Source organism: Vibrio pomeroyi (assembly GCA_041879425.1).
GTDB classification, from domain to species: domain Bacteria; phylum Pseudomonadota; class Gammaproteobacteria; order Enterobacterales; family Vibrionaceae; genus Vibrio; species Vibrio pomeroyi_A.
On sequence record CP090855.1, the window covers coordinates 1,805,771 to 1,832,473 of the forward strand.

Sequence of the window (26,703 nt, forward strand, 5' to 3'; positions counted from 1 at the left end):
TGTGGCAAGTACCATGTAATAACTGAGATAAGTGAACTACACTGTTAAAAAAAGCTAGGTAAGTGACCGATGAATAAAGAGAATTTCTCAGAAGAGTTAAAACGACTTCGCGAAGCTGCATCTATTTCTCAGGAAGAATTCGCAGAGTTATTGTCCCATTCTCATCGAGCATTTTCAGGTGTGAATCAGGTAATGGTGAGCCAGTGGGAAAGGGCAAAAACATTGCCGAGTTTTGTGCGTCGTCTGGGTATCGCGAGCTTCTTTCAGGTCGATTACGATTTCTCCGTTGAAGAAATGGTGCAAGTGAAAGCCGCTACTAAGAATGCAGAGCGTCCATTTAGTGTTGATATGGGTTATGACTATGAGGTGACGAGCGTTGAGTCATACAGCATGGGGACACTGCCAGCGAAAAGGCTCAAATCCATTCAAATCATGCATCAAAAAACCTATGGCAAAGATTTTATTGAGGTTTCTAAACATCTGGGTGTGATAAAAGAAGATATGCAGGTGCTGTGCTTTCTTTTTGAAGGCGTCATTATTGGACATGTGGTGTATGACGGATTAAGTAAGATGCTTTGCAGTGTTGGTGCCGTTAGTATTGTTATTCGTCGTAAGATATTCGATTACATGGCGGACAATTTATCGGGTACTGAATTTCGCTTTCCTACTCTTGATCCTGCTATGAGTCAGTTCCTGTATGACCTCTATCTAGAACCTTATATGAGTAAGCTCGGCATGCCGTTCTTCAAGGCAGACATAAAGAAGATAGTGAAAAATCCCTTTTCTCAGAACATCCAAAATAAACACGATATCTACTTCAAGTACATCCGTTACCACGACCTTAAGCAGAAGAAAAAAAGCGTCGAATTTGTATTAAGTTAGAGCCAGTTAATGTGTTCTACATAACCAATCTAAGATCTGTTAAGGGCAGGGGTTTCGAATATAAGAAGCCTTGGTATTGATCAAAACCAAGCTGGTGGATTCGTTGATGTGTATCTGAATCTTCAACGCCTCCGCCACAGTCTCAATGCCAGATTCTTTGCAGTACGCTAATGTTTGTTTAACCAACTCAGAGCGTGCTGGTTCAGCGCTATTCACAATCGACTTGTCAAATTTTACTTCGTCGACATTGAGGCTCTTCACCTTATTCATGTCTGAATGACCAATGCCAAAATCATCGATAGAGATTTTTATGCCCAGAGATTTAAAACGCTGAATCTGTTCACACAATTTTTCGTCCAGCTGATCATTTTCACTTAGCTCAAAAGTCAGTTGCTCCGCTTTGAAAGATGCATTCCACAGCAGCTCACGAACTTTCTCAACGTTATCTGGGTTCGCTAATACTTTCTTGCTGATATTCACTGCCAAGTTGAGGTGAACAGAGAGTGACTTCATCTCAGTGAGAGATTGCTCAAGCACACTAAAGAAGATCTCTTCTTCATAACCTAATGCAAATGCACGGTCGATAAACACACCTGGAGAGAAAATGCCTTCCTCTGGGATATCTAGGCGAAACAGTGCTTCAACCCCAGTCACTTTCTCGATACTCGGCTCAACCTTTGGCTGATAAAAGCAGGTGTACCAGTCGTTTTCGAAGGCTTCTTGAATGATGTGATCGGATAGTGTCATGGGCTTGTTTCTCATCTTATCTTGGGCATCTGTGTAACGGCCGCACATTCTGAGAGAAACGGTAATTAACCACTATATCGTTTTGAGGTGAAAAATCGATATTTGATATGAAAGCGAAATTAGACCGAAGTGGAGGGCGATTTGACGCAAAAAAGAACAGGTAAGACGCGTTTATGTGCCCTGTGTCACTGGGATGAACTATTATTCGTGCCTCAGGTTCACTAATGTTTTTCCAACTAAAGGGATAATCGGAATGCGGATGTTCAACTAGAATATAGGCATTAGTTTTACAGTGTAAATGATCGTTTTGAGATCGTTTATATCCCTACATAAAGCGGCGCGTGATGCTGCTGAATAATAATTAGGAAGGAATGAACAATGTCTTCTGCATTTTACCAACAGATTCAAACTCAAATCGAAGAAGTTAAAGAAGAAGGTCTTTACAAGTCTGAGCGCATTATCACTTCTGCTCAAAAAGCAGCGGTTTCTATCTCGACTGGTGAAGAAGTATTAAACTTCTGTGCAAACAACTACTTAGGCCTTGCTAACCACCCTGATCTGATCGAAGCTGCTAAAGGCGGTATGGATCAACACGGTTTTGGTATGGCTTCAGTACGTTTCATCTGTGGTACTCAAGACTCTCACAAAGAACTAGAGCAAAAGCTATCTACGTTCCTTGGTAAAGAAGACACAATCCTATACACATCTTGTTTTGATGCGAACGCTGGCCTATTCGAAACGATTCTAGGCAAGGAAGACGCAATCATTTCTGATGCTCTAAACCACGCATCTATCATCGATGGTGTTCGTCTGTGTAAAGCAATGCGCTTCCGCTACGCGAACAACAACATGGAAGAGCTAGAGCAACAACTTATCGCAGCTAAAGAAGCTGGCGCTCGTCACACACTTATCGTAACCGACGGCGTGTTCTCTATGGACGGCGTAGTGGCTAACCTTCCTGCTATTTGTGACCTTGCTGATAAGTACGGTGCACTAGTAATGGTTGATGATTCTCACGCAGTAGGTTTCATGGGCGAAAACGGCGCGGGTACTCACGAGTTCCACAAAGTTGTAGACCGTATCGACATCATCACGGGTACGCTTGGTAAAGCAATGGGTGGCGCTTCAGGCGGTTACACGTCTGGTAAGAAAGAAGTAATCGACTGGTTACGTCAGCGTTCTCGTCCATACCTATTCTCTAACTCTGTTGCACCTGCAATCGTATCGGCGTCTATCCGCGTTTTAGATCTTCTAGCGGAATCTGGCGACCTACGTACCCAACTATGGGAAAACTCTGCTCACTTCCGTACTCGCATGGAAGAAGCGGGTTTCACAATGGGTGGTGCTGACCACGCTATCATCCCAATCATGCTTGGTGATGCAAAAGTAGCGGCTGAATTCGCAGAGCGCGCTCTAGAGAAAGGCATCTACGTTGTAGGTTTCTCATTCCCAGTAGTACCAAAAGGCCAAGCTCGTATCCGTACGCAAATGTCTGCTGCACACTCTCGTGAGCAACTAGACCGTGCAATCGATGCGTTCATCCAAGTTGGTAAAGATATGGGTATCATCTAATTTTAAAGGGGTGCCACGAGCATCCTTTTGTTAGATAGAGCAACACCCAATAGAACATATAGATTTTTGATTCTCGCCTTACAGTTAGGCGAGATGAACTAGGTAACATTATGAAAATTAAAGCACTTTCTAAGCTTAAGCCTGAAGAAGGCATTTGGATGACCGAGGTTGAAAAACCTGAAATGGGTCATAATGATCTTCTTATCCGTATTAAGAAAACCGCAATTTGTGGTACAGACGTACATATCTACAACTGGGATGAGTGGTCACAAAACACAATTCCAGTACCTATGGTAGTAGGTCACGAATACGTGGGTGAAGTTGTTGGCATCGGGCAAGAAGTTCGTGGTTTTGAAATCGGCGACCGTGTATCTGGCGAGGGTCACATCACATGTGGTCACTGTCGTAACTGTCGTGGCGGCCGTACTCACCTTTGTCGTAACACAACAGGTGTTGGTGTTAACCGCACTGGTGCATTCTCTGAGTTCCTTGTGATCCCTGCGTTCAACGCATTTAAGATCCCTGCAGAAATCTCTGATGACCTAGCATCAATCTTTGACCCGTTCGGTAACGCAGTACACACAGCGCTTTCTTTCGACCTAGTAGGCGAAGACGTGCTAATCACTGGTGCTGGTCCAATCGGTATCATGGCTGCAGCTGTTGCTAAGCACGTTGGTGCTCGTCACGTTGTAATTACTGATGTAAACGAATACCGCCTAGATCTTGCTAAGAAAATGGGTGTGACTCGCGCAGTAAACGTGATGGAAGAGAAGCTAGAAGACGTAATGTCTGATCTTGGCATGACTGAAGGCTTCGATGTAGGCCTAGAAATGTCTGGTAACCCATCTGCGTTCAACAGCATGCTGACTAACATGAACCACGGCGGTAAGATCTCTCTACTAGGTATTCCACCATCAGACATGGCAGTAGACTGGAACCAAGTAATCTTCAAAGGCTTGGTTATCAAAGGTATCTACGGCCGTGAGATGTTCGAAACTTGGTACAAAATGGCTTCACTAATCCAGTCTGGCCTAGATCTAACACCAATCATCACTCACCACTACAAAGTGGACGACTTCCAAGCAGGCTTCGACATGATGCGCTCTGGTATGTCAGGTAAGGTAATTTTAGACTGGGAGTAGGTTACTACCGGTTTTGAATATTAGAAGGCAACAGGTAAAACTGTTGCCTTTTTTCGCCACTCTGTAGCCATTTTTAATTTTCAGCCCTAAACCACCTACTTCAGTAGGTGGTTATCATTCAGTTTGGCTTTGCCTGTAGTTCTACCCATGTTAAATGCTCCCTTGATTTTTAGCGAAGTCAAAGAGGACAAATAACATGAGCAGATATAATCAAGCTTCCCACGTATTTTGGAGATGTCAATATCACATAGTTTGGACACCAAAGTATCGATTTAGGATTTTGAAAAACAATGTAGGTAAAGAAGTTTATCGATGTATAAACGTTTACTGTAATCAACTTGGATGTGAAGTCGTTGAATTAAACGTTCAAGTTGACCACGTGCACTTGGTAGTAAAAGTTCCGCCTAAGTTATCGATATCCAAGTTGATGGGCGTATTGAAAGGCAAAATAGCTTTAAAACTCTTTAGTAAATTTCCATATTTAAGGAGAAACAAACTCTGGGGTAACCACTTTTGGCAAAGGGGCTATTTTGTCGATAGCGTAGGGGTTAATGAAGAAATCATTCGACGCTATGTAAGACATCAAGAGAAAAAAGAGCGCGTGGAGCAGCAGCAACTGGCGTTGGACTAAACAAAGGCCCCCTTTTAGGGGGCTCACACAAAGCCACCTTCTTTAGAAGGTGGTAATTTACTAATAAATGATTTAACCAGTTGATATTTATTGGTTATTTTTTCGGATATAGTGGCTAGTTTGATTCAGTCAGGGTTAGACCTATCACCAATCATTACTCATCACTTTAAAATTGATGATTTCCAAGCTGGCTTCAATGTTATGCGTAGTAGGCTTTCTGGCAAGGTTATTCTTGATTGGGAATAGATAACATTAGGCTCTAAATAGCAAAAGGCGAGAGTATGCCGTAAAACATGCGTCGCTTGTCCACTCGGAACGTGGCTAGGTAAAGTCCTTTTTAATGTAACGCTAGGCATCCTTGTAAGTCGTGTTGAAAATTTCATGTTTGCTCACCGCGATATCTAAGATCTCTTGATATAAAGCAGGTGAGATGGGCACACTTCGATTTCTCTTACCTTTTGTCTCGGTGTAAGTCAGCTTGAATTCAGATATCTGTGAACGGGTAAGAGTTAGAGCTTCACTTATACGAGCTCCGGTGGCCAAGCAAATCTTAGAGATTACAATAAGCTGTGGAATCGAGACTGTAATAACTCCGTTGCAATTTTTCAAGTTAACTATGAACTCTTCAATTTGTGGCTTGGCTAGATATACCAGGTCTTTCTCGCTGGTTTTGATTGTCTCGATAGCTTCATTTTTACTTTGATTGCGGTCGGTGTAGGTTTCTTGCCATTACGTGATGTAATTGGGGGTAACATGACGATTCGGAAAATATTGCACACCAATATTTTAACTTATTGATTTTTAGGGGAACATCTCATTCCCCAATACTTAGCGATGTATAAGTATTTTACATTGAAAACTTGACTCCCACCGCATTTTGAGTTTCATCGTCAGAGCTCAGCTTAGCAATAGCAAACAACTCAACATTACGATTTATTTGATAACCAAGATCCAAAATAGCCCAATTACCATCTTCAGCATAGCCAACAGAAACTGTAGGAATCAATCCGTTACTAAAAGAATGTTGTAAAAGAAGACCGGCGCTTACCCCTTGCCCATTTGGATTATTTCCATTAAAGCCTATTGGTTGATCTTCATAGTCGATACCATTGTTATCACTATACGCAATGTGACCCGCAACATAAGTGCCCTTACCATTACCATAATAAGATGCTAGGGAATACACAGGCTCATTATTTGTGTTATGGAGGTTGCCACCTCCAAAGTCAGCCGATTGCGACATGTATTGCTCATTTGTCACGTCCAAGTAAATACCATATGTCGCAAATGGAACCGCATTCGACGCATAAGCAATCATGTTTTGCAGTCCTAACGTAGTACCCCATTCATCCTCTTCTTCGCCACTATTTGGTTTATACATTGCTCTAACATACAAATCATTTTCGCTGCCAAATGTGTTGGTATAGAAGAATTTGTTGCCCTGCTTAGGGTTAGTTTGCTGATCAACTAGTCCCAGCTGATTGTGGCGATCCATGACTGTGATCGCCATAGTTGTCGTATGAGCACCATAGCTAATGCCCCCAAATGTTTCATGCTCTAAGCCAATAACAGCATGATCCCAATTGCCACTGTAACCAGAGCTTGATGAAGTTACATCGCCTGTGGGCCTGAATGTTTCAGTTGTAGAGCTATACTTCATCCAAAGGTCTGCAGTCACTCTAAGTTGATCATTGATTTCATAATAGCCAAGTAGTCGTGGTTTAAAATCAACATAGACACTGTCTATCTCATTACCCATCCAATCATTATCACGGTAGTATATTTCTGTATCGACAGTAAACATCCATCGACCATAATCACTAAAGTTTGGAATAACCATTTCATCAGAGATTGGGTAATCTAATATGTGTGATATCCATTGCTCTTGAGAATATGAACCAAAGGAAGTAACTAAAGCAGACAAGGCTAATAAAGAAGTTGTATTTTTCATATTTTTCTCACAATCATTAATTAAGTTAAAATTCCAAAAGTCACAGTTAAGTTAGTATTGGATATAGAGTTATATTTTTATATTAAGTAAGGTATCTACATGTTTATCTGCCACAACAATATCGGCTGGAAAACCAACACCAACGGAAGACATATTGGCTGTTTTGGCCGCTTGAACACCCGCGATAGAGTCTTCAAAAACAAGGCAATACTCAGGTTCAATTGCTAGTTTGTTTGCACATAGTTTAAACACTTCAGGAGCAGGCTTGGAGTTTTTAACCATGTTGCCATCGACAACATAATCGAAGTATTCAACGATTTTGGTGCGTTCAAGGATAGCTGTAGCATTTTTACTAGCTGAACCAAGTCCGATTTTTAACCCATGTTCTTTGCCTGACTTCAGTAGCTCTAACGCTCCAGGTAAAAGGTCGTTAGAGTTCAAGGTTTCAATTAATTTCAAATAACATTGATTCTTTTCAACTAATATTTGTTGTTTTTCACCTTGAGAAATAGACTTGTTATTTATATTTAAAATAATATTTAAAGACTCAGTTCTACTCACACCTTTCAGTCGCAGATTGTCATTCAAAGAAAGATCCATACCGTATTTCGAACAAATCTCTTTCCACGCTAAATAATGAAAATGAGCGGTATCAACTAATACACCATCAAGGTCAAAAATTAACGCTTTTATACGATTATTTAATTCCATCTTCGCACCCTACAAATACGTATCCCATTGACCAACATGAACGTCGACAGGGCTAATACCCTTAAACTCTGATCGGCCAAGAATTTTGTTAACCACAGCTTCGACCGTTGAATCATTGGCGGTGTAAGCGTTAATTAATGTAGGTATGCGTGGAACATCCATTAAGTGGTAAGGGCTACCAAATGAGATAAACATCGTCGGAGTCTCCTGCGAGAACCACGGAGCATTAATTCCCATTGGACGAGCCCAGTTAATTCGTAATGTCGTGCGGTTACTAGCTGTTTTTAATTCTGCTGCATAGAGAATCAAATCATAGTGATCTGTGAACGATGACACAGGTTGCATGATGTCACGCATAGTAAACTCCGACGTGTCATAGACAGTGATATCAAAGCCTTCATTTTCTAATCTGGACTTTAAGTTAGTAGCAGCTCCTTTTTGCAAACCAAACATGTCACCTTCACCACCTAAGGCGATTAATAAAATGCGACGGTGTTTTTCCAGAGAGAGTGGTAGGGTTGTAGAAAGGTCTTTTGCCAGTGTGATACTTAAATCAGCACATTCTTTCGCCATTTGCTTATGCAGTTCACAACCAATGACCTCTTTCTCTGGTAATTGTCTAGGCGTCTTAATGTGCAATTTCAGTGAAGCTTTGGTCGCCAATGTGCGCATGATGGCTTCATCAACTCGCTGCATAGACAGTAAGCCCGATTCAATCCCCTTGCGCATGTAGCCATAATCTTCGTCGAGATCTTTATTAAACAAGAACAGGTCACACCCTGCTTCAATGGCTAACGGCACGGCATATTCACGCTTCATTACACTGGTAAAACCAACCATGTTTGTTGCATCTGAGACCACCATTCCATTGAAGCCCAACTTGTCGCGCAGCAGATCATTAAGCAGTTCTTTCGATAATGAGGCTGGCATGATTTGATTGTCAGATAAGTCAGGGTTGAGCTGTTTTGAATACTTAGGCATCGCGATATGACCCGCCATGACGGTTAACGCACCCGCATCAATGGCTTTTTGGTACACATAACCGAAGCTTTCATCCCATTCCTGTGGAGATAGTGTGTTTGAAGACAGGACTAAGTGCTGGTCACGATAGTCGACACCATCTCCAGGGAAATGCTTAATTGACGTGGCCAAACCTAATTTTTGAACTTGACTTACGTAAGCTGCACCCATTTTTGCAACTCGGTTAACATCATTACCGTAAGTGCGGATATTAGTAATCGGGTTATGAGGATTAATATCGAGATCGATCACTGGGGCAAATGCCCAGTTACATCCAGCGGCTGCCCCTTCCTTTGCCACGACATAGCCGAGGTTTTTCGCCATCTGTAGGTCATCAGTCGCAGCTACCTGCATTTGACTTGCAAAGTCAGTACCTTCAACTGTTGTTCCATTACCACCACTTTCTAAGTTAGCAGCAATGAGCATTGGTATTCTGCTTATTTCCTGAAGGTATGTGTGTACTGAACGAACTTCGTCAGTGGTTCCAGGGCGAAACATGATCCCTGCAGGCTTATATTTATTTATCAAATTGTCCAAATCTTGATAATCAGAGCTGAAGCCAATTGGACAAAACAGGTGACCAATTTTTTCTTCAAGTGTCATATTTCCAAGCGTTTCACTAACCCATTGGATATCTTCATTATTTAGAAAGAAGGGAGAAGACTTTAAGTTCATCAAGTTCATCTTATAAACCTCGTTTACGTGAATAGTTACGTTGAGGACTAATGGTAAGTGACATGAGATGATCGTACTTGGGGGGTATTTACTGAGCTTAGGGGGGAGATTTTGATGTGGACAAAAAAGTGTGATCTTAACGTTATGGCGATATTGTCGCTCTGCTCTTGTCTCTAGCTATAGCTGAAGTTTCCGCTACACTCTTGAAATATGAACAGTTTGTAAGCTAAGACCCTAGGCTCGGCGAGATGCTCTATTTACAAAGCCCTAACTGTGATCAACATAACTTTATCAACAATGTAACAAAAACCACCCATATCTAATGTCATTATTCCTATTATCTGTGTGGGATTAGATAGGCGACAATGAGCTGTACCCGAATAACAAGAGAATATGAAAATATGAAAATAATTCAGCTTAGTGAGAAAATCGCCTATGGGCTTGGTGATATGGCGAGCTCTTTCATTTTTGCCGTGGTCACCAGCTTTCTTATGTATTACTACACCGATGTATTCGGTTTAAGTGCTGCCGTGGTGGGGACACTATTGTTTGCAGCGAGGATGATCGATGCCATTACCGACCCACTGATGGGCATCATCGCTGACCGCACCAAAACACGGTGGGGGCGATTTCGTCCATATATCCTATTTGGATCGTTACCGATGGCAATACTTGCTATTTTGACCTTTACCACCCCCGACCTATCCGCAAACAGCAAAATCATTTACGCCTATGCAACCTATACCGCCCTCATGATTTGCTATACCATCGTAAATATTCCTTATTCCTCGTTACCAACTCTGATGTCGTCCAATTCAGAAGAAAGAACAGAACTCGCCAGTTGGAGAATGTTCTTTGCATTTCTATCGGGCCTGATTGTCTCGGGCATTACCCTACCTCTGGTTAACTATTTCGGTGCTGGAAACGAGCAAAAAGGCTTCCAAATGGTCATGACCATGTTTGCTTGTCTGTCATTGGTGTTATTTCTCGTCACCTTCTTTTTTACAAAGGAGAGAGTCAAACCTCTCAAGAGCAACTCATCGCTTAAGGAAGACTTCTCTGTAGTAATTAGAAATAAAGCATGGTGGATCTTGCTTATCGTTGGGATGCTTATCTTTAGCGTAATCACGTTGCCTTTTGCTGTCGGTATGTATTTTTTCCGCTACAACGTGGGCAATGTTGATTTAGCCACTGGCTTCTTTGTCTCAGGAAATGTCGGCATGATTGCTGGTGCCCTCCTTACAGGTACTGTTCTTAACAAACGCTTTTGCAAAGTTAAAACCTTGATGGTGACACAGTTTGTATTTGCCCTGCTAGTTGTGAACTTTTATTGGATTGATATTACTAACCTTGCACTGGTTTATGGTTTGATGGGATTGGTGATGGCGGCAATGGGGGCAGGTGTGCCCCTGCTATGGTCAATGACAGCAGATACTGCTGATTACTCAGAGTGGAAGTCGCACAAACGCGTCATTGGCTTAACTACAAGCTCCGTTACTTTCTCGCATAAGTTTGGTATGGGTCTTAGCGGAATGATCACTGGCCTGATATTGACCTACTTTGGCTATGCCGCTGGTGAGTCACAAACTCCAGATGCCCTGTATGGCATTATTTTGATGATGAGTATTCTTCCTGCCGTTGGCGGTGTCTTAAATGGACTCATTCTCAGCCAGTTTCCGATTAACAAAGCAATATGCCAGGATATGAATATTGAGCTTGAAAGGCGCAGAAAAGCTTTAGAAAGTATCTAATCAATTGAAGGCCTAACTTTGATATTTAAATCAGATTTAGTTTTAATAAATACTATTCGCCAGTAACCACGAGTTGCTTGGTTATATAAGGTAGAGATATGCAGTATCGCCGAGAGTTAGTAGCCTTTGATAAAGGACTGAATATCAAAGTTTTCGTCCATTCAGTGCTAGATGTTATTCCTCATTGGCACCAAGAATATGAATTACTGATGATTCTGAATGGTAACGTCACATTAAAGAGAGAGAACAAACAAGTCGATTTAGGTCCATCCGATGTGGTGTTAGTCAACTCGAATGAACTTCATAGCCTCAGCGCGTCTGATAACAATATTGTTGTCGCGATTCAATTTCAAGAAAACCTGATTTCAGATATTTACCCTGAGTTTAACGGAGTCACTTTTAATTGTGATTCAACCGCTCCAGGACGATGGAAAGCCAGTCAACTTGACGAAATTCGCTACCATATTGCACAGATAGCGCGAGCATTCACCACTCAATGTAAGTGGTTTAAACTTACCATGGAGAAGGAAGCGTTTGAGATTATTAAATTATTGCTAGAAGTGGGAATTGATAAAGTGGACAACGATTCACAGCAATTCACTATAAAAGCACGAGATCTAGAGCGTTTAACTCGCATCATTGCCCAAGTAGAACAGAACTATGCCAGCAAGATTCAACTTAAAGATATCGCAGAACATGAATACGTAAGTCAGTTCCATCTATCTCGCTTTTTCAAGGAGAAAATGGGCATATCCTTTATGGAGTATCTGTTTAACTATCGGCTGCATAAAGCATCCGTATTGCTGTGTGAAAGCGACAGGATGATTGGTGAGATCGCATATAATTGCGGATTTAATGACTTAAAGGTTTTTTATAAGAAGTTCAAAAACAAGTACCATTGCACGCCAACCGAGTTTAGGGGGAATTACCAACAGGAGTACGATAGTAATCATGCTATTGTATGCAACTATTTAACTATATCTCATAAAAAAATATTCACATCTTTATATTCATACCTTGATAAATACATTACACATGATGAAGTTTCGCCAATTGAAGAAACTGCCTGTGACTTCAACAGTATTGATATCTATCAGGGTGATACCACTCTGATGGCAAAGCCTTGGCAGAAGATGATGACCTTCGGTTGTGCCCACGAAATACTACGTAAAGACGTACAACTGCAAATAACCAACACACAGAAAGAACATAAGTACCATTATGCTAGGTTCCAAGGTATCTTTAACCGTCAGATGCAAATCCTCTGTGCTAACGATGTATTTAACTGGGATCTAGTTGACCAGTTAATTGACTTCCTTCTCGCCCATAAATTTAAGCCTTTTTTCTGCTTAGGTTATATGCCAGATGAATACGCGACCTCCAATCAAACAGTCGCTTACTGGAACGGCAATGTATCACCGGCGAAAGACATCAATCTATGGACTCACTTATGCCGTTGCTTTATGGAGCATGTTGTCAGCAAATATGGTGAGGATGAAGTGTCAGCGTGGCGATTTGAAGTGTGGAATGAACCTGATTTAGAACCGGTATTTTGGTCAGGTACACAACAGCAATATCACCAACTCTATTTGGCAACTTATCGCACGATTAAAGACGTATCACCTTTAATAAAAGTGGGTGGACCTTCGGTGAGTCACGCACTTTCAAGCGCGGATAAATGGTTAACTAAGTTTGTCGACTTTTGCCTAGATAACCAGTTAGAACCCGATTTTTTTTCTTACCATATTTATCCGGAGCAGTGGCTACAATTAGAAACGCTCGCCAATTCCAAGATGTGTTGGCGGCCAATGGGAGAAAATGGTACCCAAGAGCTTAACAGTAGAATTCAGCAGATATTAACGCCTTTGAAAACACGGGAGTACCATATTTCAGAATGGAATCTGAGTGCGTGTTGGGGAAACCCTATCTTGGACACCGTTTTTTCAAGCAGTTTTATTGTATACAATGCGATTTCGATGTTAGATCAAGTGAATTCATTGGGTGTCTGGACCTTTAGTGACTTGTTTGAAGAGCGAGGGCCGGTACTCGAGACGTTTCACGGTGGTTTTGGCTTACAAACCAAAGAAGGTCTCAAGAAACCAAGCTATCATGCGATTAGTTTACTCAATGAACTGGGGACAGAAATCTTAGACATAAGTACACATCACATCGTAACTTGCAGTACTAAGGACCATTACCAAATACTCTGCGTCAATTACGTACACTTTAACCAACTTTATAGTCAAGGTGATGTGTCTGTTATCGATAAAAATAACCCCTATAATGTGTTCGTTCAAGGGGACTCAGAAAACACCCGCTTCAATTTCCAAATCGGCAATGGAACATGGAAGGTCACTCGGACTCAACTCAATCGCAGCTCTGGTTCCGTATTTGATAATTGGAAAAACATGGGGGGGCCAAACCTTCTCGATGAACAAGATTTAAACTACCTAAAACACAGTTCGGCACCGAACAGAAACGTTAGACAGATTGATGTGTTAGATAACTGTATTAGCATAGACATAACACTTCCACCACATGGTATAGAACTAGTTACTATAAAAAAGAATAATTGAAAACGATAATTCACTGATCTCCAAATGGCACACTCTCGGCTCAACGTGCTACGTAGATAAATAATGCTCGAATGATGTCAGGTTAAACGGTAGCTAGTTTACTTTAGAGTAGTTCCGAGTTGCGCCAGAGTTTTCAGGAATTAGTCTTTCTTATTGTTGCTTCTTCATATCGTAATGAGGTCTCAAAAGCTATACCGATATCGAATTACTAACTAATGGCTTCTCTTCACAATAATCATTCGAATAAGGGGTACCCTAGGTTGATGTTAAGCCGATTACGGTAAAGATATCTAAATAGGGCAGTGTAATTAATACAAAAAAACCAGCACTTCTACTGGTTTTAAAGGTTTGTGAATTTTTACAAGCTAATTGCTGTTTCTTTTTGGCCGTTGAATGCGATGTCCCAACCAGTAACCGTGAAAGCATCGGTTTGCTTTGATTTCTTACCACCTAGTCGCGTAATGAAATTACCGAAAATCACGCCGTGTTTAAAATCGCTTTCCATGTAGTCTGTGCGAACTTGGTATTTTTGAGCCTCTGTTGCCATGAAATCGGCATAAGGCATGTAAATTTCATCTCCTAGAATCTCAACGAAATTATTGTGAATCAGATAGTTTACGGTCGTTTTCTTACCTGTCTCTGTGTTGATCGTGTACGCGTTGATCCACGCATCAGGGAAGTTGTCCGCATCAACAGACACTTTTGAGAAGTCGTAATCTGACAGAGTAGCGCCTTGAACTAGTGTTGATGCTGGCTCGTATATCCAAACCTGTTTTTCGTCGGCAAAGCCAGATACTGCGCCCTTCTTACCGTCTATTGATAGGTTACTAGCACCGTTAATTTGTGAAAGCTCTATAGCTTGCTCAAACTTGACCATATCACCGTCACCAATTACTGCCCCTTTAGAACCACCGTTTTTATGGCTTTCGTCACTACGGCCTATTGTGTCGGAAGCTCTAGAACCATCAGATACCACGCCACTAGCGCTGGTGGTTGCATCATCTTGGCAACCAGCCAGTGAAGCTGTAATAAGTATAGATAGTGTCAATTTTTTCATTGTTGCTTTTCCTATTAAGAACCCAAAAGGTTGTTGTTTTGTGGTGTGTTGTAAGTGCATACGCCAGATCCGCGATAATGCGAGAAATGCGCATGGGCCGTTGGTGTCTTCCGTACTGGCCTAAGCAGCTGCTTGCAGCCTATGCAGATAAAAAGGGGTTTGATGGCCCTTCTTTTTGATATGAGTTCTAGCGCCTCATCGATGCTGACCCTTCGATTGCAATAATTTGCATCTGTTATGTTAGCCATTAACTATCCCCTCAAGGCGTCGCGCTGAAATGATTCCCATGTTTTATATCTTGACGAGGCTCTGTTTTCTAATGCTCGCCACTCTTTCTGTTTAATGGTGATCTCATGATTAGATGGATAATCATCACCAGCCAAGTTTCTCATTTCACCATCTAGAAATTTAAAAAAACGTCGGGTCTGCGCCTTTAGCTCCGTTAGCAACATGCATTCCTTTACAAGTGCAATGTCGGATACGGCATCCGTACGGGCCTGTGCGTTAGCTGAAACTGAAAGGGTAATCGCAGTAAGTATGATTAGTTTTTTCATCGGTCGTTTCTAATATTATTAATTCTTTGTAATCGATGCCGAGCATGCAACAAATAGACTTCTTACAAAATCCAAGTTTCTTTTGTTCTACGATGATTTTCATTTTCTTGTTGTTTATTCGAATGGGGAAGGTAAGCAACTGCTACAACGAATCGATTATTTAAGTGACGAACCTATGATTTAAGCCTTGCCGACAGTTTTTTGCTCGGATTGGTCGGCTGTTTTTCTATGGCTTCCGCGGTCACATCCTCATCTCTAGTTATAAGTTATACCAATGCTTTTGGTGGATGTTCGGCAGATGATGGTTTTAGTCTCTTTAACCATTTCGTACATTAGTAAAATAGATTCCGGCCAACAGTAAATAAAATAAACTGTTAATTAAAATCATTTAACATTAAATATAATTAAATCACTCTGATGCTGCGGACATCACCAAGCGGCAATAATCGCGAATAGGACAAGCAAAACTGATAGCAAGTCGCGAGCCTTAGCCATAAACGCCCCGATATGAAAGGCGTTTAAACTGGCCACTCGTTAAAAGGTGAAACATTTGCTCAATTTCAGAGAAAGTAATCATTTGATGGTTTCCTAGATTCTCTATTTAAATTTTACTAGCCAGAGTAGAAGAGGCTCTACTGTAATAGAGAACTAGAAGTTGTAGGTAATTGAAATGGTTTCTGCTTTATTGACGATGAATTAGTGTTACCAACGGGAAGGCTAGTTAGTCCACAAGAAATTTTAATTGGATTGGCTCACATTGAGATTGGATGTATGACAGATCCCCAAGTGACATCAAGGGCTTGGGGTGTAATTAAATTTAGAGATAGATTCACCCCGCTTCGCATGTTTTTTCAATAAGACAATTTTCAGGTATACCTAACCCAGTAAGCTTGTTCAATGCTTTTTGCATCGCGGAATTTTGACACACTTGTGTATTGTAATTTATTAAGATTAATATACCGCTGAGTGGTCTCTTTAAAAGGGAAATCGCTGTCTCTGAGAACGAACTTTTATGGGTAGCCGTACTCTTTTCTAATGCTATTCGAGCTACATAGCTTTTTTAACAACCGATTGCTAGATTGCGGGGAAGAACTTGCTACCGGAATGTTTCGTCTTCCCTCATCGCAATAAGCGGAACTGTTTGTTTGACGTGAATTGTTTCGTAGCATACGTTGTGTCATGAGCATCATCACCAGGTATCTTTATGACTTTTTTGGCAGATCTGCCTAAGCCATAGAGGCGCTTCACTGCCGTCCACATTTGATAAATTTAGCGGTAATCACTTATTCGTTTGTACATCGACCGCTAAATGAAATTTTCGCCATATCAGGTGCTTCCCATCAGTGTCATGCTTTTATCTTCAACTCACGTTTACTCTGGTTTTTGATCTTTAGCGCACGCAGGTTTCGCCCTTTACTTTGGTCTGCTCTTGCTTTTGAACGCAACGTTGACCGTTTGGCTCGCTTGCTAATACATGAATAATGACGGTGTGACGACGGCACCTCTTGTAGACCTCTCGTTCATGAAAATCGTGCCTTGTTTATTGCCACGATGGTTATTTCATTAAATGAAAATGTCAGTGCTAAAGATTGATCATATTACTATTAGTTAGATTTTTATACTAAGGCTTGGTTTTTAATTTTAGTCTTTGAGTTAACTTATCTGAACGGACCGAAAATTGAAGGGTTATTTCCTGATATAGGGAACGAAGCTCTTTCTATAGTGTTTATCCAATAAAAACTGGGTTAATGAAAAGCAAAAAATCAAACAGAGAATAACCTGGAATTCTAAATGTGTAAATAGCTTAACAATAATCGTCGGTGTGATCACTATTTAATATATCTAACAGTTGGTTGAAGTATTAATTTTAAAGGTGATGTTAAATTAATCGGTAAACTTGTACAAGTTGACTAATATTGTCTGACGTGGTGATGTTGGCACTTAAGTTGTTGTAAATATGGAATATTACTGAATGTCTCTAAGTTAGAGTATGAGGTTTAACCTCTTATTTCTTATTGTTAAATATGTTAATTAATAAAATTTAATTTCTTATATCTCCCGCAAACTGTCAATACTGTTTACGTCGCAAAAAAAAGGATTTATATGGTAAATGGGTTATTCGTATTTTTGTTTTTTTATAGCCGTCCATATAACTATATTTTGATTGCGATGATGATTTTTACCATTGTCGAACAGAAGAAATTTTGACAGGTAAAAGAGTTAGCCAAGTGAGTTGGCGTCGTGGTGATTTATATTGTTACGGTGGAGACTCATTTAGCATCTAAATTATTTTTATTAGTTAGTCTAAATTTTTAGATTTATAAGGAATATAACATGAAAATCAAGCCGTTCAATATGGTTAAGAGTATCGCATCAGCATCAATTGTGGCTGGAGTATTAGCAGTATCGTCAGGAGCTGCTTTTGCTGCGCAGGGAGATCAGATTAACCAAGTAATTAATGTTACCGCTACCGTTCCATCTACAACTTTTACTGTTATGCCAAAAACAGGCACGTGGCCTCAAGTTGTTGGCTTAAATCGCAATAGCACAGGATTTGACGATTATAAACTTGTACTGTCCGCTAAATCAGATGTGGGTGTTTCTGCATATCTATCAAATGCCGCAGAGCTAACAAATGGCAGCGGATCTAACATTCCTCTTATTGTCAAATTAGGAGGTAAAACGTTATCTACGAGTAACGAGAAGGTAGTTCAAAATACTACTGCTGGCACCTCAGAAACTAGAGACTTGTTGTTGGAGATTGGAACTGGTACCACGACCACAAATGTTGCTGGGATTTATAACGGCACGGTTTCCTTAGTTTTCGAAGACTCATTCTAATTTGTAACTTATTAAAGTCTTAAATTAAACATTAGCGATATAAGGGCGAGAAGGAACATTATCGCCCTTATTTTCTTTAGTTACAGTAGTTACCTTTTCTTAAATGTATATAAAGTATGCATATCTGTAACGGTTGGTGGGTAATGAATAATAGGTGCCAAATAATGAATTTAATTACAAGTATATTTACTACAGTCCTGTTGGTGATGATTTCAAGTAACGTTTACGCAACAGAAGCATATAAGCTTGATGTGCTTAGTGATGTAATTGTCTTAGACCAAATGAAATCTAGTGAAATAATTAATGTTAGAAACGATAGTTCAAGAGTTATATATGCTCGTATTGATATATATGAAATAGACTCAAGTTTGATCAATTCAGGAAAAGAACGTTTAACGCTTGTTAGAGGCAAGGGGAAACAGGATGGTTTGATAGCTACTCCTCCTCGCCTGGCAGTTCCAGCTCATTCAACTATGAACGTAAGAGTTATATTTACCGGAAAAAAAACGAAAAAAGATAGGCATTTTAAAGTTAGGTTTATCCCGATTGCTGAATATGAATATAAAGGGATTAAGAAAAAAACGAAAGAGGCTAATATATTCTTTTCAGTGTCTTCAACGTCTTTTGTTAGCGTAAAGAGCTCAGAACCTAAATACAACTATTTTATACATGATACAAAAATAAAGAATGATGGCAACACACTGATTTTATTGAAAAATTGTATAGTTTCCAATGGCGTAAATAGGAAGGTATATACGGAAATTAGACTACCAAGTGGCAGAGAGTATGATTTTGCAGATAAGTTTAACTCGATTGAAGGTGCAAATGTTAAATGGAATTGTGACCTTGTAAAGCCAAATGTTTCTGTTAATAAGGTCGGCAACAACTAGATTTAAATAGTTTAGGGAGTGAACAATGTTTTTTAATATAAGCGAATCAACCGAAGTTAAGTGGCATTGTAAAATAATGCCTCCAGTAAGTTTTACGTATAGAATAGCAATCATCTGTATATTAACGACTTTTTTTTCAGGCGAAATTTTTGCTAGTAATGAGGAATTAACATTAGCAGGAGACTATCAAATTAAAGTTCCTAAAGGATTTGAATTAGTTAATGAATCACAAGTAAAGAGTCCGGTAGTTGTTTATTTTCTGGGGGAACCGTTGGATAGTGGTTATTTGATTGTCAATAATGACAATTCAAAAACATTTGAGTCGATGAGTTTGAGTCAACTCGAACTTGACGTTGGTGAGTCTATAAGCTGTAAAGGCATCAATGATATAAAAAATTCATTGATATATGATCTTTGCGCGTACTCTCGTAACTCTGAAGGAGCAGAGTTAAAGTTAGTTCAGCAATACGAAATATCTAGAGGTAAATATTTAGTTTTGCTAGCAGATGACTGGATATTAGAGAATTATCTTAAGGAAAAAAATAATCCGATTTTAGATGAAAAATACCGACTATCTAATTATACAACGAATAACCAGTATCTAACAAGCAACGCTACTAGCATTAGTGGTCGTATAGGCTACAGGGCAACTGCTTCTCATGATGATCAGGATAACGTTGTGTCTTCTGTTAGTTTTCCCAGTATATTTTCTTACAAAAATACACAACTACTATTTCAACCAACACTTCAAAAAGATAAATATAATAGTAAGTTTGCATTAGACCAGTTGAATACAAGCAATGTAAGTGACAATTTTAAATATGAATTTGGTTTCAAATCAAATTCGAATAACAACGTAACTAATTTGGGGTTGGGACTATTAGATAATGTGGGTGTAATTGGAGGATGGTTCTCAAATACTGACAGCGCTTTGAAAATAAAATCAAATAATAACTTCGGATATGGTGAACCTTTGGTCGTTTATATGCCTTTTCAAGGAACTATAGAAGTGTTTATGAAGGACCGATTAATTTATACCAAACAAACTAGTGCTGGAAGACAAGTCATATCGTTAGAAGAACTACCTTTAGGGAACTATGATGTAAGGATAGATAGAAAATCAGTTGATGGGATCAAAATAGAACCACTTTTCGATACGGTAAACAAGAGCAGTCAGTTGGGTGAGAATTTTTCATTGGCCATTGGTTTAGGCAGTAAAGAATATAGTTCCAGCAATGTTTTTGGGAAAGATTTCTCGTCGACAGAGCCTTATTTTGGCGTCAATTACTCAAAAAGATTATCAAAAAAATTAGATGGTATTGTTACTGCTAATGTCCTTGGAGGTGAGACGAGTTTACTTTCTAATATTAAGTATGCTGTAACCCCAAGGTTTGGGCTAGGACTTACAGTTGAGTTTGATCCAAAGAATCTAGATTGGGCCACACAGACACGAACTAACTTTACCTTACCAAACATAGCGGGGAATGATTTAAGTTCTAGTGTATATTTTAGAAATATAAAAAAGAACGATCGATACTCTGCGTCATTATTAGCGAATACGTTAATGTCTGTAAGGAATGTCGATTGGCTTAATACTGTGGGCTTGAATGGAGTCTATAATATATATGGTAATTCAAATGGAAATATTAAAAATAACGACTCATATAAGGAATTAAACTTCGTTTCTTCTAGTCACCTAAATATATTTAATCTGCCATTAAATCTGTCTTTTTCAATAGGTACATCTTCTAGTGATGATTTGCGCGGGAACCTTTCTCTTTCATTGGCACTTGCTTCAAAGGCTAATAAGCAAAAACAGACATATTATTTTAATGGTGGTTACTCTTATTCCAACGAGAATGCTAACACAGTAGATGTAAGTGGACGAGTAAAAGGTGATGGGTACGATTACTCTGCCATTGGGCAAGTAGGGAAAGACACTAAAACGTTTGGGTTAAATGGTTCTGTAGACAATAGCGCGTTCAAAAGTAGTTTTGGATTATACAGGTCTAATAGGAAAGGTGAGGCAGGTTGGTCAGGTAATGAATCTTTAAACTTGAGTGGCAATGTTTACTTTTCTGGAAATGAATTTTTATTCGATAGTGAACAATATGATGCAGGAATTTTATTAGAGACAAATAATAGTGAGAAAGAGGATTATGACTCTGAATTATATGCGAGTAGTCAAAATGAAAAAACTGTTAAGTTAAATGGTATAGGGAAGACTCTGATTCCAGTTCGGCCTTTTAGCGAAGGGAACGTTTTGATTAATGGTACAAATTCATTTGCTAGTAATGACACCTTAAGTTATAGCTTTTTCCCTGGGAATTTCGCCTATGAGAACATCGATATCATGAAAAGAGTAGGGATAACAGGTTATATAAAAAATAATGCACTAAATAGTACTGGGGAAGACGGAGAGCAATACTTTGTAGACAACGGGAGCGAGATTAGACGTATGTATCAAGGTAGCAAAGGTGAGAATGTTCTCTATTTTGACTCAATGCTAATATTAGGTTCAGAAAATATAATTTCAAATAATATTCAAGTAGTTGATAAGGATATGAAAAAAGTTTGTCAACTTGAAATTGATGATATAAATGTGACTAAAAAAGCAATCAAAGAAGGATATATGTATGTTGGTCAGACCACCTGTCAATAGAGTTAGATTTTCTCGTTTTTTTGTTATGTTATCTATTTTATTTGGCCTTGCTACCAGTACCACCGTAAACGCTAATGCGAGGTTGTCAATTGGTTTAGGGTATAGATATGATTCGAGTCAAAGTGGCCCTCAATATGCAGACGAATATAAAACAGGACAAATTTTTCTGGGGAAAAGGAGTCGTTGTTCTCAAAATGCTGGGTTGAATTATTATCAGATATTTGGAGAAAATGCGACGATTGTCGATAGAGCAAGAAATGAGGTGACGATAAATACAAATCCAATCGAAGAAACATTAACTAATTCGAGTGGTGACATAATGAGAATAAAAATACACCCGTTAGGAGTATCAAGAGTCTTTTTTGGTATTCGTAATACCCTTTTTAATGGTATGTCAATCAGTCCTACATTGAGGGATTATTGCTATGCACGATTTTTAGCTTCAGACGCATACCTTGAATTTCCGCTTGGTGCGGGAAATTCTAACAGCTCAACTAGATCATTTGCCATTAGTTCTGTTTCTGTACCTACAACACATAATCAAGGGGTTGGTGGCCTTTGGAGGTTTGAGGTGTTAAATGGACGAGATTTACCACCTGGTGTTTATACTAAGGTTACTAATAATGTAGGGATTAAAAGGGTCGTTGGCCCTGGTTCGTTGACGCTTTCCGATGTTGATATGACACTTTCAATTACGGTGGACCCTGTATTTAGTTTCTCTATGCCATCAACAAGTTTAAACCTAGATTATGATAACGCCATCAGAACTTTTTCGGGTTCTTTGCCTTTTACTATAAATACTAATGATGATTATAGAATTAAAGTCCAACATTCAAATTCGAATGGATATTTCGCAAATAACTCACTTATGCCGATAGCGACGAGCATCTTTCTTGAAGGTGCTGGTTTAAATGGATCTGATATACGCCAAAGATTTACAGGGGCGGGTGGTGAGTTAGTTGTAGCAAAAAGCGACGGCTTTGGGATGCAGGCAGGATCTTTGGAAATAAAGGTCGATGTTGGCAGAGGTGTGGAGCCTGGCTTATATAGCGATCAAGTAACTATGATTGTTGAGCGAGACTTTTAACGAATTATTGGATTGCTAATTACTTCGATAAGGGATGACAAATTATGCTAAAAATAAAAAATCTGTCGAGAGGGAAATTTTTGTTATTAGAGTCAGACTCTAACAAGGTTTATGCTACGTTTCATAATAAATATCAAGATATAGTATCTTTTAATGGAGATACAGTTGCTACTGAAGTTCTCTCTAGAGTCAAGTTTGCTGATGGTAAAGAAGTATCAAGTGAGGTTTTTTTTAGATTGGTTGATGACAGTATTGTAAAAGATTTGATTATACATCAAATCACCTTTAGTTATGAAGGTGAACGAACCAGTTTTAATAAAAGCCTTTTCACCTTTAATGTTAACGCATCATGCTTGGAAGATACCGAATTTATTGAAAAGTTAACTAAGTTGGATGTTTCAGTCTTCGCTTTGGAAGTCAACGGAAGCCTAGCTAGTTCCTTGAGCGAACTAGCAGTTGGTAATATTAATAAACTACGAGCTAGAGGACATGAGGTTTGGTTAGATGATTACTTTTCTTTAAGCGATTCATGTAATGTCCGCATATTAGATTCAATTAAATGGGATGTTGTTAAAATTGATAAATCCTTGTTCTTGCTCGATGAATGTTATCCAGGTGAACTAGTAAGGTTGGTAAACAGGTTACTACTTGATTATGAGGCAGTAGTCGTTGAAGGGGTAGAACATCTTTCTCAGGCAGCGTTGTTCAAAGGTAACGATCGAGTGTTTTTACAAGGCTATTTGTACTCAGCTTGTTTATATTATGATGATTGGTTACATTTAAACTCCAGAAATTTGAACAATCAATAATCCAGTGAGCTAAATAGTAAAACTGTCAGCTTGAAGTAAGCCGCTCAATTTTCTAACATATAAAGGTGTACGACTTCAAAAATTACCGCCCTATAATAATGTACACATGTGTATTCATTTGCTCCTAAAACCACCGCCTAGAGCGGTGGCCATTGTTGCTTGAGGCTGTAGTCTGAAGAAGTGTCCATGTTAGAAGTAATCTCTTATTCACCACGAGTAAGAAACAACCACATGGGCGGTTACGAAGTTCATTACATGTCTATTGGCGTTGTAAATACCATATTAGTATGGAATTAAAAGTACAGAGATAAGATTTTGAAAGATAAGGTGAAAGGAGTTTTATCATTCAGTCCTATTTTCTGGCCTTCGAAATAGCTATATCTATGATAATGATTACATTCACTGGCTAGTGAATAGATCAAAAATCGCGATCGGCCAGAGGATTAATTCCTTTTTGTTTAGAGATAAACTTTAGAAGGTTCAAGACAATAAACTAGCGTTAAGCTCTTTTCTTATAACTTATAACTTATGACCTTTAAGGTGTTGTTTAATTCAGATTGTGCTTTCTTGGTGTTAATGTTAATTATAGTGGCGTGTTTGTAACGTGAATGGTAAAATTTTGAAAAAATTCAAAGTCGAAAGCGAAAGTGTAGGTGATATATTCGTCATTGGAGATTCTAAGTTGTTTCCACTTGCCCCTAATATGAGAGATTACAATGACTTTTCTTATCTTAAGGATTTTGCTGTAAGCCTATCTACCCCGGAACTCAGATTTTTGCAGATTTTGATAGAAGAAAGTAATAAAAATCAGGCTTTGAGTGATGAGCCTCCTGTGGTCGGAAGGTTAGCATTGATAGAATATATTTGGGGTGTTGAGTCTGATTATATAGATAAAGGTACCAATTTAAACCAGTTGAAGTGTACCTTAAGTAAAAAAATCAAGAATATTATAAATGAAGAGTTTATTATCACTCACCCAAGAGTTGGTTATTCAATCAACAAAGAATTTTTAGCGGTTCCTATAAATGAAGAAAATTATTCTTCACTTTTACGAACTCCCATTAAAAAAGTCTCAAAATCCACAGGGTTTGAAAAGTTTGAGGGAGCCGAAGAAGGTAAATTTAATTTTTCAAAATTGATCTATATTTTATTAAGTGTAATATTATTGTTTTTGATTATTGATACTTTTATTATAATGAAAAGTCACTTCTAATATTTTTGATAGGTTTCAGAAGTAAGATTGTTTTTTGTTGTACGGTTCTTTAGAATATCCTTTGTCAAAGAACAGTCTTACTTTTAACTTAAAAAACTTGCTTGGTCAGATGGAATAAAATACTAATCACTAGTAACATTATCCTTGGATCTATTTCTTCTCCCCCCTTTTCCTTTCTACGTGAATCTACCTTTTCCTATTTGAATTTTATGTTATATGTTTATTGATATTATTTAATGTTAAACATACTGCAAAACGCATTCTCGTGTGAGAATGTTTTGTTGTAAGAGTAACAAAGATTTTAAACAGCAGGGAGGTTGGTTATGTGTATTAAAGATTCAAGCACCGATATCGAAGAGCTAAAGTATAAGTGCAACGTTTTAGAGGATGATATAAAATCATTAAGGTTATGTGTGTCCTCTAAAGCAAGCCTTAATCTAAAAAATGATATAGTACTATCTTTTATATTGATTTTGGTATTGAGTTCATCGGCGTTTCTGGTGGGTGGTTTTAGTTATTTATTTTTTTGGGATTAGTCGATTAAATTAAAGGGGATTTTTATATAAATAGTTGAATATTAAAAAATCATGTACAAGGAAAAATACATTATTATGTGTGGTTTTATCTAATTAAAGACAATGAATGAGGAGTTGCTTGTGTTAGTAACATTTCAAAAAAAACCAATTTCGATAAAAGGTTCAATACCTATAGTAGGCGAGCGTGCTCCGGACTTCGAGCTGTGTTCATCAGATTTGAATGCTCTTACTCTAGCGGCAATGAAAGGAAAAAAATTGATATTAAATATTTTTCCAAGTTTGGACACAGATGTTTGTGCTTCTAGTGTGCGTATTTTAAATCATATGAAGTCTAGAGGTGAGAATGATTTGCAAGATGTTCTGATTGTTTGTATATCTAAGGATTTGCCATTTGCTATGAAGAGGTTTTTTGACGCTGAGGGTATATCTAATTGTATTGTTGGGTCATGCTTTCGCTCAACTAACTTTATGCAAGATTACGGTGTTGAAATAAGTAGTGGGCTACTCAGAGGTCTAGCTGCTAGATCAATTATAGTGGTTGGGAAAGATGGATTGGTTAAATATAATGAGCTGGTTCAAGAAATAACCGATGAACCTAATTATAAGGCGGCTATTTTGGCATGTAAAAATTGAACCACTGTATACAACATAGACACTTAATTGGTTTTGTGGGGGAGATCCGTTTAAAACTGAATTCTAATGTGGCCTTTGGCGTTGTATATTATCATAAGAGTATCAAACACGTGATTTGAGATCATATTCAATCAATCTTTAACACTTGTTCAGTTTTGCACCTATTATATTACACTGCCTTTGAGTGACACACTAGGCAGTGTAATTTTGGTATTGTTAATGTACTTTTGATAGCCTGTTTTACATACAGGTTGTTGCTTGTAAGTCGTAAAAAATATCCTTTCTTTGTTCTTCGCTTTGCACGCTAACAGAACGTTCTTCTCTATGGCTCGGAGGACGCTTTTAGCGTGACGTTTCTCTGGTTCTTCAGAATTATCTCCCGCCAAACTAACTGTTTTATTGAAGGCAAAAAATCAAGCCTCACTTCCTATCTTTCTTTTAAGTCTACTCTACTCTTTGTTAGCGTAAAATTTGACTTCTATGTGCTAATTCTATGTGCTAATTATGCGAACGTTTTTAGGTACTGTATCTACAGTACATAATCTAGATAAGTAATAAAAATCAGTTAATTAACTGATATCGGATACGAATGGTATATAAGTTTCACTTTTATTACACATTGGTACGAACCTAAGTTGAATTTTTTTACACATTTTCGTGAAAAGTCGATCTTTATTTAGTTTTTTAATTGTTTTTACATCTTGTTTTTAAATTTGTGAACAAGATACACTTTATTGGTAGGTACCAATTGACACCTTGGGTT

General features: G+C 38.7%; 20 protein-coding genes and 1 pseudogene. 14 read left to right on the top strand and 7 right to left on the bottom strand.

The genetic code is table 11. From position 1 onward, the window contains the following. The first annotated feature begins 69 nt into the window (after positions 1-69). Positions 70-882 (top strand): helix-turn-helix domain-containing protein, encoded by an 813-nt coding sequence (locus L0992_23925; protein ID XGB69425.1) that lies wholly within the window; start codon positions 70-72, stop codon positions 880-882. Positions 883-921: 39 nt separating this feature from the next. Here the strand turns inward: L0992_23925 and L0992_23930 are convergent, their stop codons facing one another. Next, the gene (locus tag L0992_23930) at positions 922-1,629 is read right to left on the bottom strand and encodes an EAL domain-containing protein (GenBank protein XGB69426.1); all 708 of its coding nucleotides are present in this window, start codon (positions 1,627-1,629) and stop codon (positions 922-924) included. Positions 1,630-2,007: 378 nt separating this feature from the next. On the opposite strand from L0992_23930, the gene L0992_23935 reads away from it, so the two are divergent. The 4 genes and pseudogenes from L0992_23935 to tdh (L0992_23950) all read left to right on the top strand — a co-directional run bounded on the left by L0992_23935 (position 2,008) and on the right by tdh (L0992_23950) (position 5,220). Next, positions 2,008-3,201 carry a glycine C-acetyltransferase gene (locus L0992_23935; protein XGB69427.1) on the top strand — a complete coding sequence of 398 codons (1,194 nt, stop codon included), beginning with the start codon at positions 2,008-2,010 and terminating at the stop codon, positions 3,199-3,201. A gap of 110 nt (positions 3,202-3,311) precedes the next feature. Next, entirely contained in the window at positions 3,312-4,343 is a 1,032-nt protein-coding gene (gene tdh, locus L0992_23940; protein ID XGB69428.1) for an L-threonine 3-dehydrogenase, read from the top strand. A gap of 196 nt (positions 4,344-4,539) precedes the next feature. Next, on the top strand, positions 4,540-4,974 hold the full coding sequence (gene tnpA / locus L0992_23945; protein ID XGB69429.1) for an IS200/IS605 family transposase: 435 nt from the start codon (positions 4,540-4,542) through the stop codon (positions 4,972-4,974). Positions 4,975-5,085: 111 nt separating this feature from the next. After that, positions 5,086-5,220, top strand: a pseudogene (tdh, locus tag L0992_23950) (L-threonine 3-dehydrogenase). A gap of 102 nt (positions 5,221-5,322) precedes the next feature. Here tdh (L0992_23950) and L0992_23955 read toward each other — a convergent pair. From L0992_23955 to L0992_23970, 4 genes are all read right to left on the bottom strand, one after another. Continuing rightward, positions 5,323-5,583 (bottom strand): tyrosine-type recombinase/integrase, encoded by a 261-nt coding sequence (locus tag L0992_23955; GenBank protein XGB69430.1) that lies wholly within the window; start codon positions 5,581-5,583, stop codon positions 5,323-5,325. A 238-nt stretch (positions 5,584-5,821) separates the two neighbouring features. After that, the gene (locus L0992_23960) at positions 5,822-6,925 is read right to left on the bottom strand and encodes a hypothetical protein (protein ID XGB69431.1); all 1,104 of its coding nucleotides are present in this window, start codon (positions 6,923-6,925) and stop codon (positions 5,822-5,824) included. 69 nt (positions 6,926-6,994) lie between these two features. After that, the gene (gene pgmB, locus L0992_23965; GenBank protein ID XGB69432.1) at positions 6,995-7,636 is read right to left on the bottom strand and encodes a beta-phosphoglucomutase; all 642 of its coding nucleotides are present in this window, start codon (positions 7,634-7,636) and stop codon (positions 6,995-6,997) included. A gap of 9 nt (positions 7,637-7,645) precedes the next feature. Further along, the gene (locus L0992_23970) at positions 7,646-9,331 is read right to left on the bottom strand and encodes a hypothetical protein (GenBank protein ID XGB69433.1); all 1,686 of its coding nucleotides are present in this window, start codon (positions 9,329-9,331) and stop codon (positions 7,646-7,648) included. 401 nt (positions 9,332-9,732) lie between these two features. Here L0992_23970 and L0992_23975 point away from each other — a divergent pair, with 401 nt between their 5' ends. Further along, positions 9,733-11,082, top strand: a complete 1,350-nt coding sequence (locus L0992_23975; GenBank protein XGB69434.1) for an MFS transporter — start codon at positions 9,733-9,735, stop codon at positions 11,080-11,082. Positions 11,083-11,180: 98 nt separating this feature from the next. Then, entirely contained in the window at positions 11,181-13,658 is a 2,478-nt protein-coding gene (locus L0992_23980) for a helix-turn-helix domain-containing protein (GenBank protein ID XGB69435.1), read from the top strand. Between the two features lie 358 nt (positions 13,659-14,016). Here L0992_23980 and L0992_23985 read toward each other — a convergent pair whose 3' ends face one another. Together L0992_23985 and L0992_23990 are read right to left on the bottom strand one after the other, a co-directional pair. Next, positions 14,017-14,715 (bottom strand): hypothetical protein, encoded by a 699-nt coding sequence (locus L0992_23985; GenBank protein ID XGB69436.1) that lies wholly within the window; start codon positions 14,713-14,715, stop codon positions 14,017-14,019. Positions 14,716-14,966: 251 nt separating this feature from the next. Then, positions 14,967-15,269 carry a hypothetical protein gene (locus L0992_23990; protein ID XGB69437.1) on the bottom strand — a complete coding sequence of 101 codons (303 nt, stop codon included), beginning with the start codon at positions 15,267-15,269 and terminating at the stop codon, positions 14,967-14,969. Positions 15,270-17,603: 2,334 nt separating this feature from the next. Here L0992_23990 and L0992_23995 point away from each other — a divergent pair. The 7 genes from L0992_23995 to tpx all read left to right on the top strand — a co-directional run bounded on the left by L0992_23995 (position 17,604) and on the right by tpx (position 25,940). Beyond that, positions 17,604-18,110, top strand: a complete 507-nt coding sequence (locus tag L0992_23995) for a fimbrial protein (protein XGB69438.1) — start codon at positions 17,604-17,606, stop codon at positions 18,108-18,110. Between the two features lie 164 nt (positions 18,111-18,274). Beyond that, on the top strand, positions 18,275-19,000 hold the full coding sequence (locus L0992_24000) for a hypothetical protein (GenBank protein XGB69439.1): 726 nt from the start codon (positions 18,275-18,277) through the stop codon (positions 18,998-19,000). Between the two features lie 25 nt (positions 19,001-19,025). After that, positions 19,026-21,662 (top strand): TcfC E-set like domain-containing protein, encoded by a 2,637-nt coding sequence (locus L0992_24005; protein XGB69440.1) that lies wholly within the window; start codon positions 19,026-19,028, stop codon positions 21,660-21,662. Continuing rightward, on the top strand, positions 21,637-22,749 hold the full coding sequence (locus tag L0992_24010) for a hypothetical protein (protein ID XGB69441.1): 1,113 nt from the start codon (positions 21,637-21,639) through the stop codon (positions 22,747-22,749). The genes L0992_24005 and L0992_24010 overlap by 26 nt, the downstream gene beginning before the upstream one ends. Positions 22,750-22,793: 44 nt before the next feature. Beyond that, positions 22,794-23,558 carry an EAL domain-containing protein gene (locus L0992_24015; GenBank protein XGB69442.1) on the top strand — a complete coding sequence of 255 codons (765 nt, stop codon included), beginning with the start codon at positions 22,794-22,796 and terminating at the stop codon, positions 23,556-23,558. 619 nt (positions 23,559-24,177) lie between these two features. Next, complete coding sequence (locus L0992_24020) at positions 24,178-24,771, top strand: helix-turn-helix domain-containing protein (GenBank protein XGB69443.1); 594 nt, start codon at positions 24,178-24,180, stop codon at positions 24,769-24,771. Positions 24,772-25,427: 656 nt separating this feature from the next. Continuing rightward, positions 25,428-25,940 (top strand): thiol peroxidase, encoded by a 513-nt coding sequence (tpx, locus tag L0992_24025; protein ID XGB69444.1) that lies wholly within the window; start codon positions 25,428-25,430, stop codon positions 25,938-25,940. The last annotated feature ends 763 nt before the right edge of the window (positions 25,941-26,703 follow it).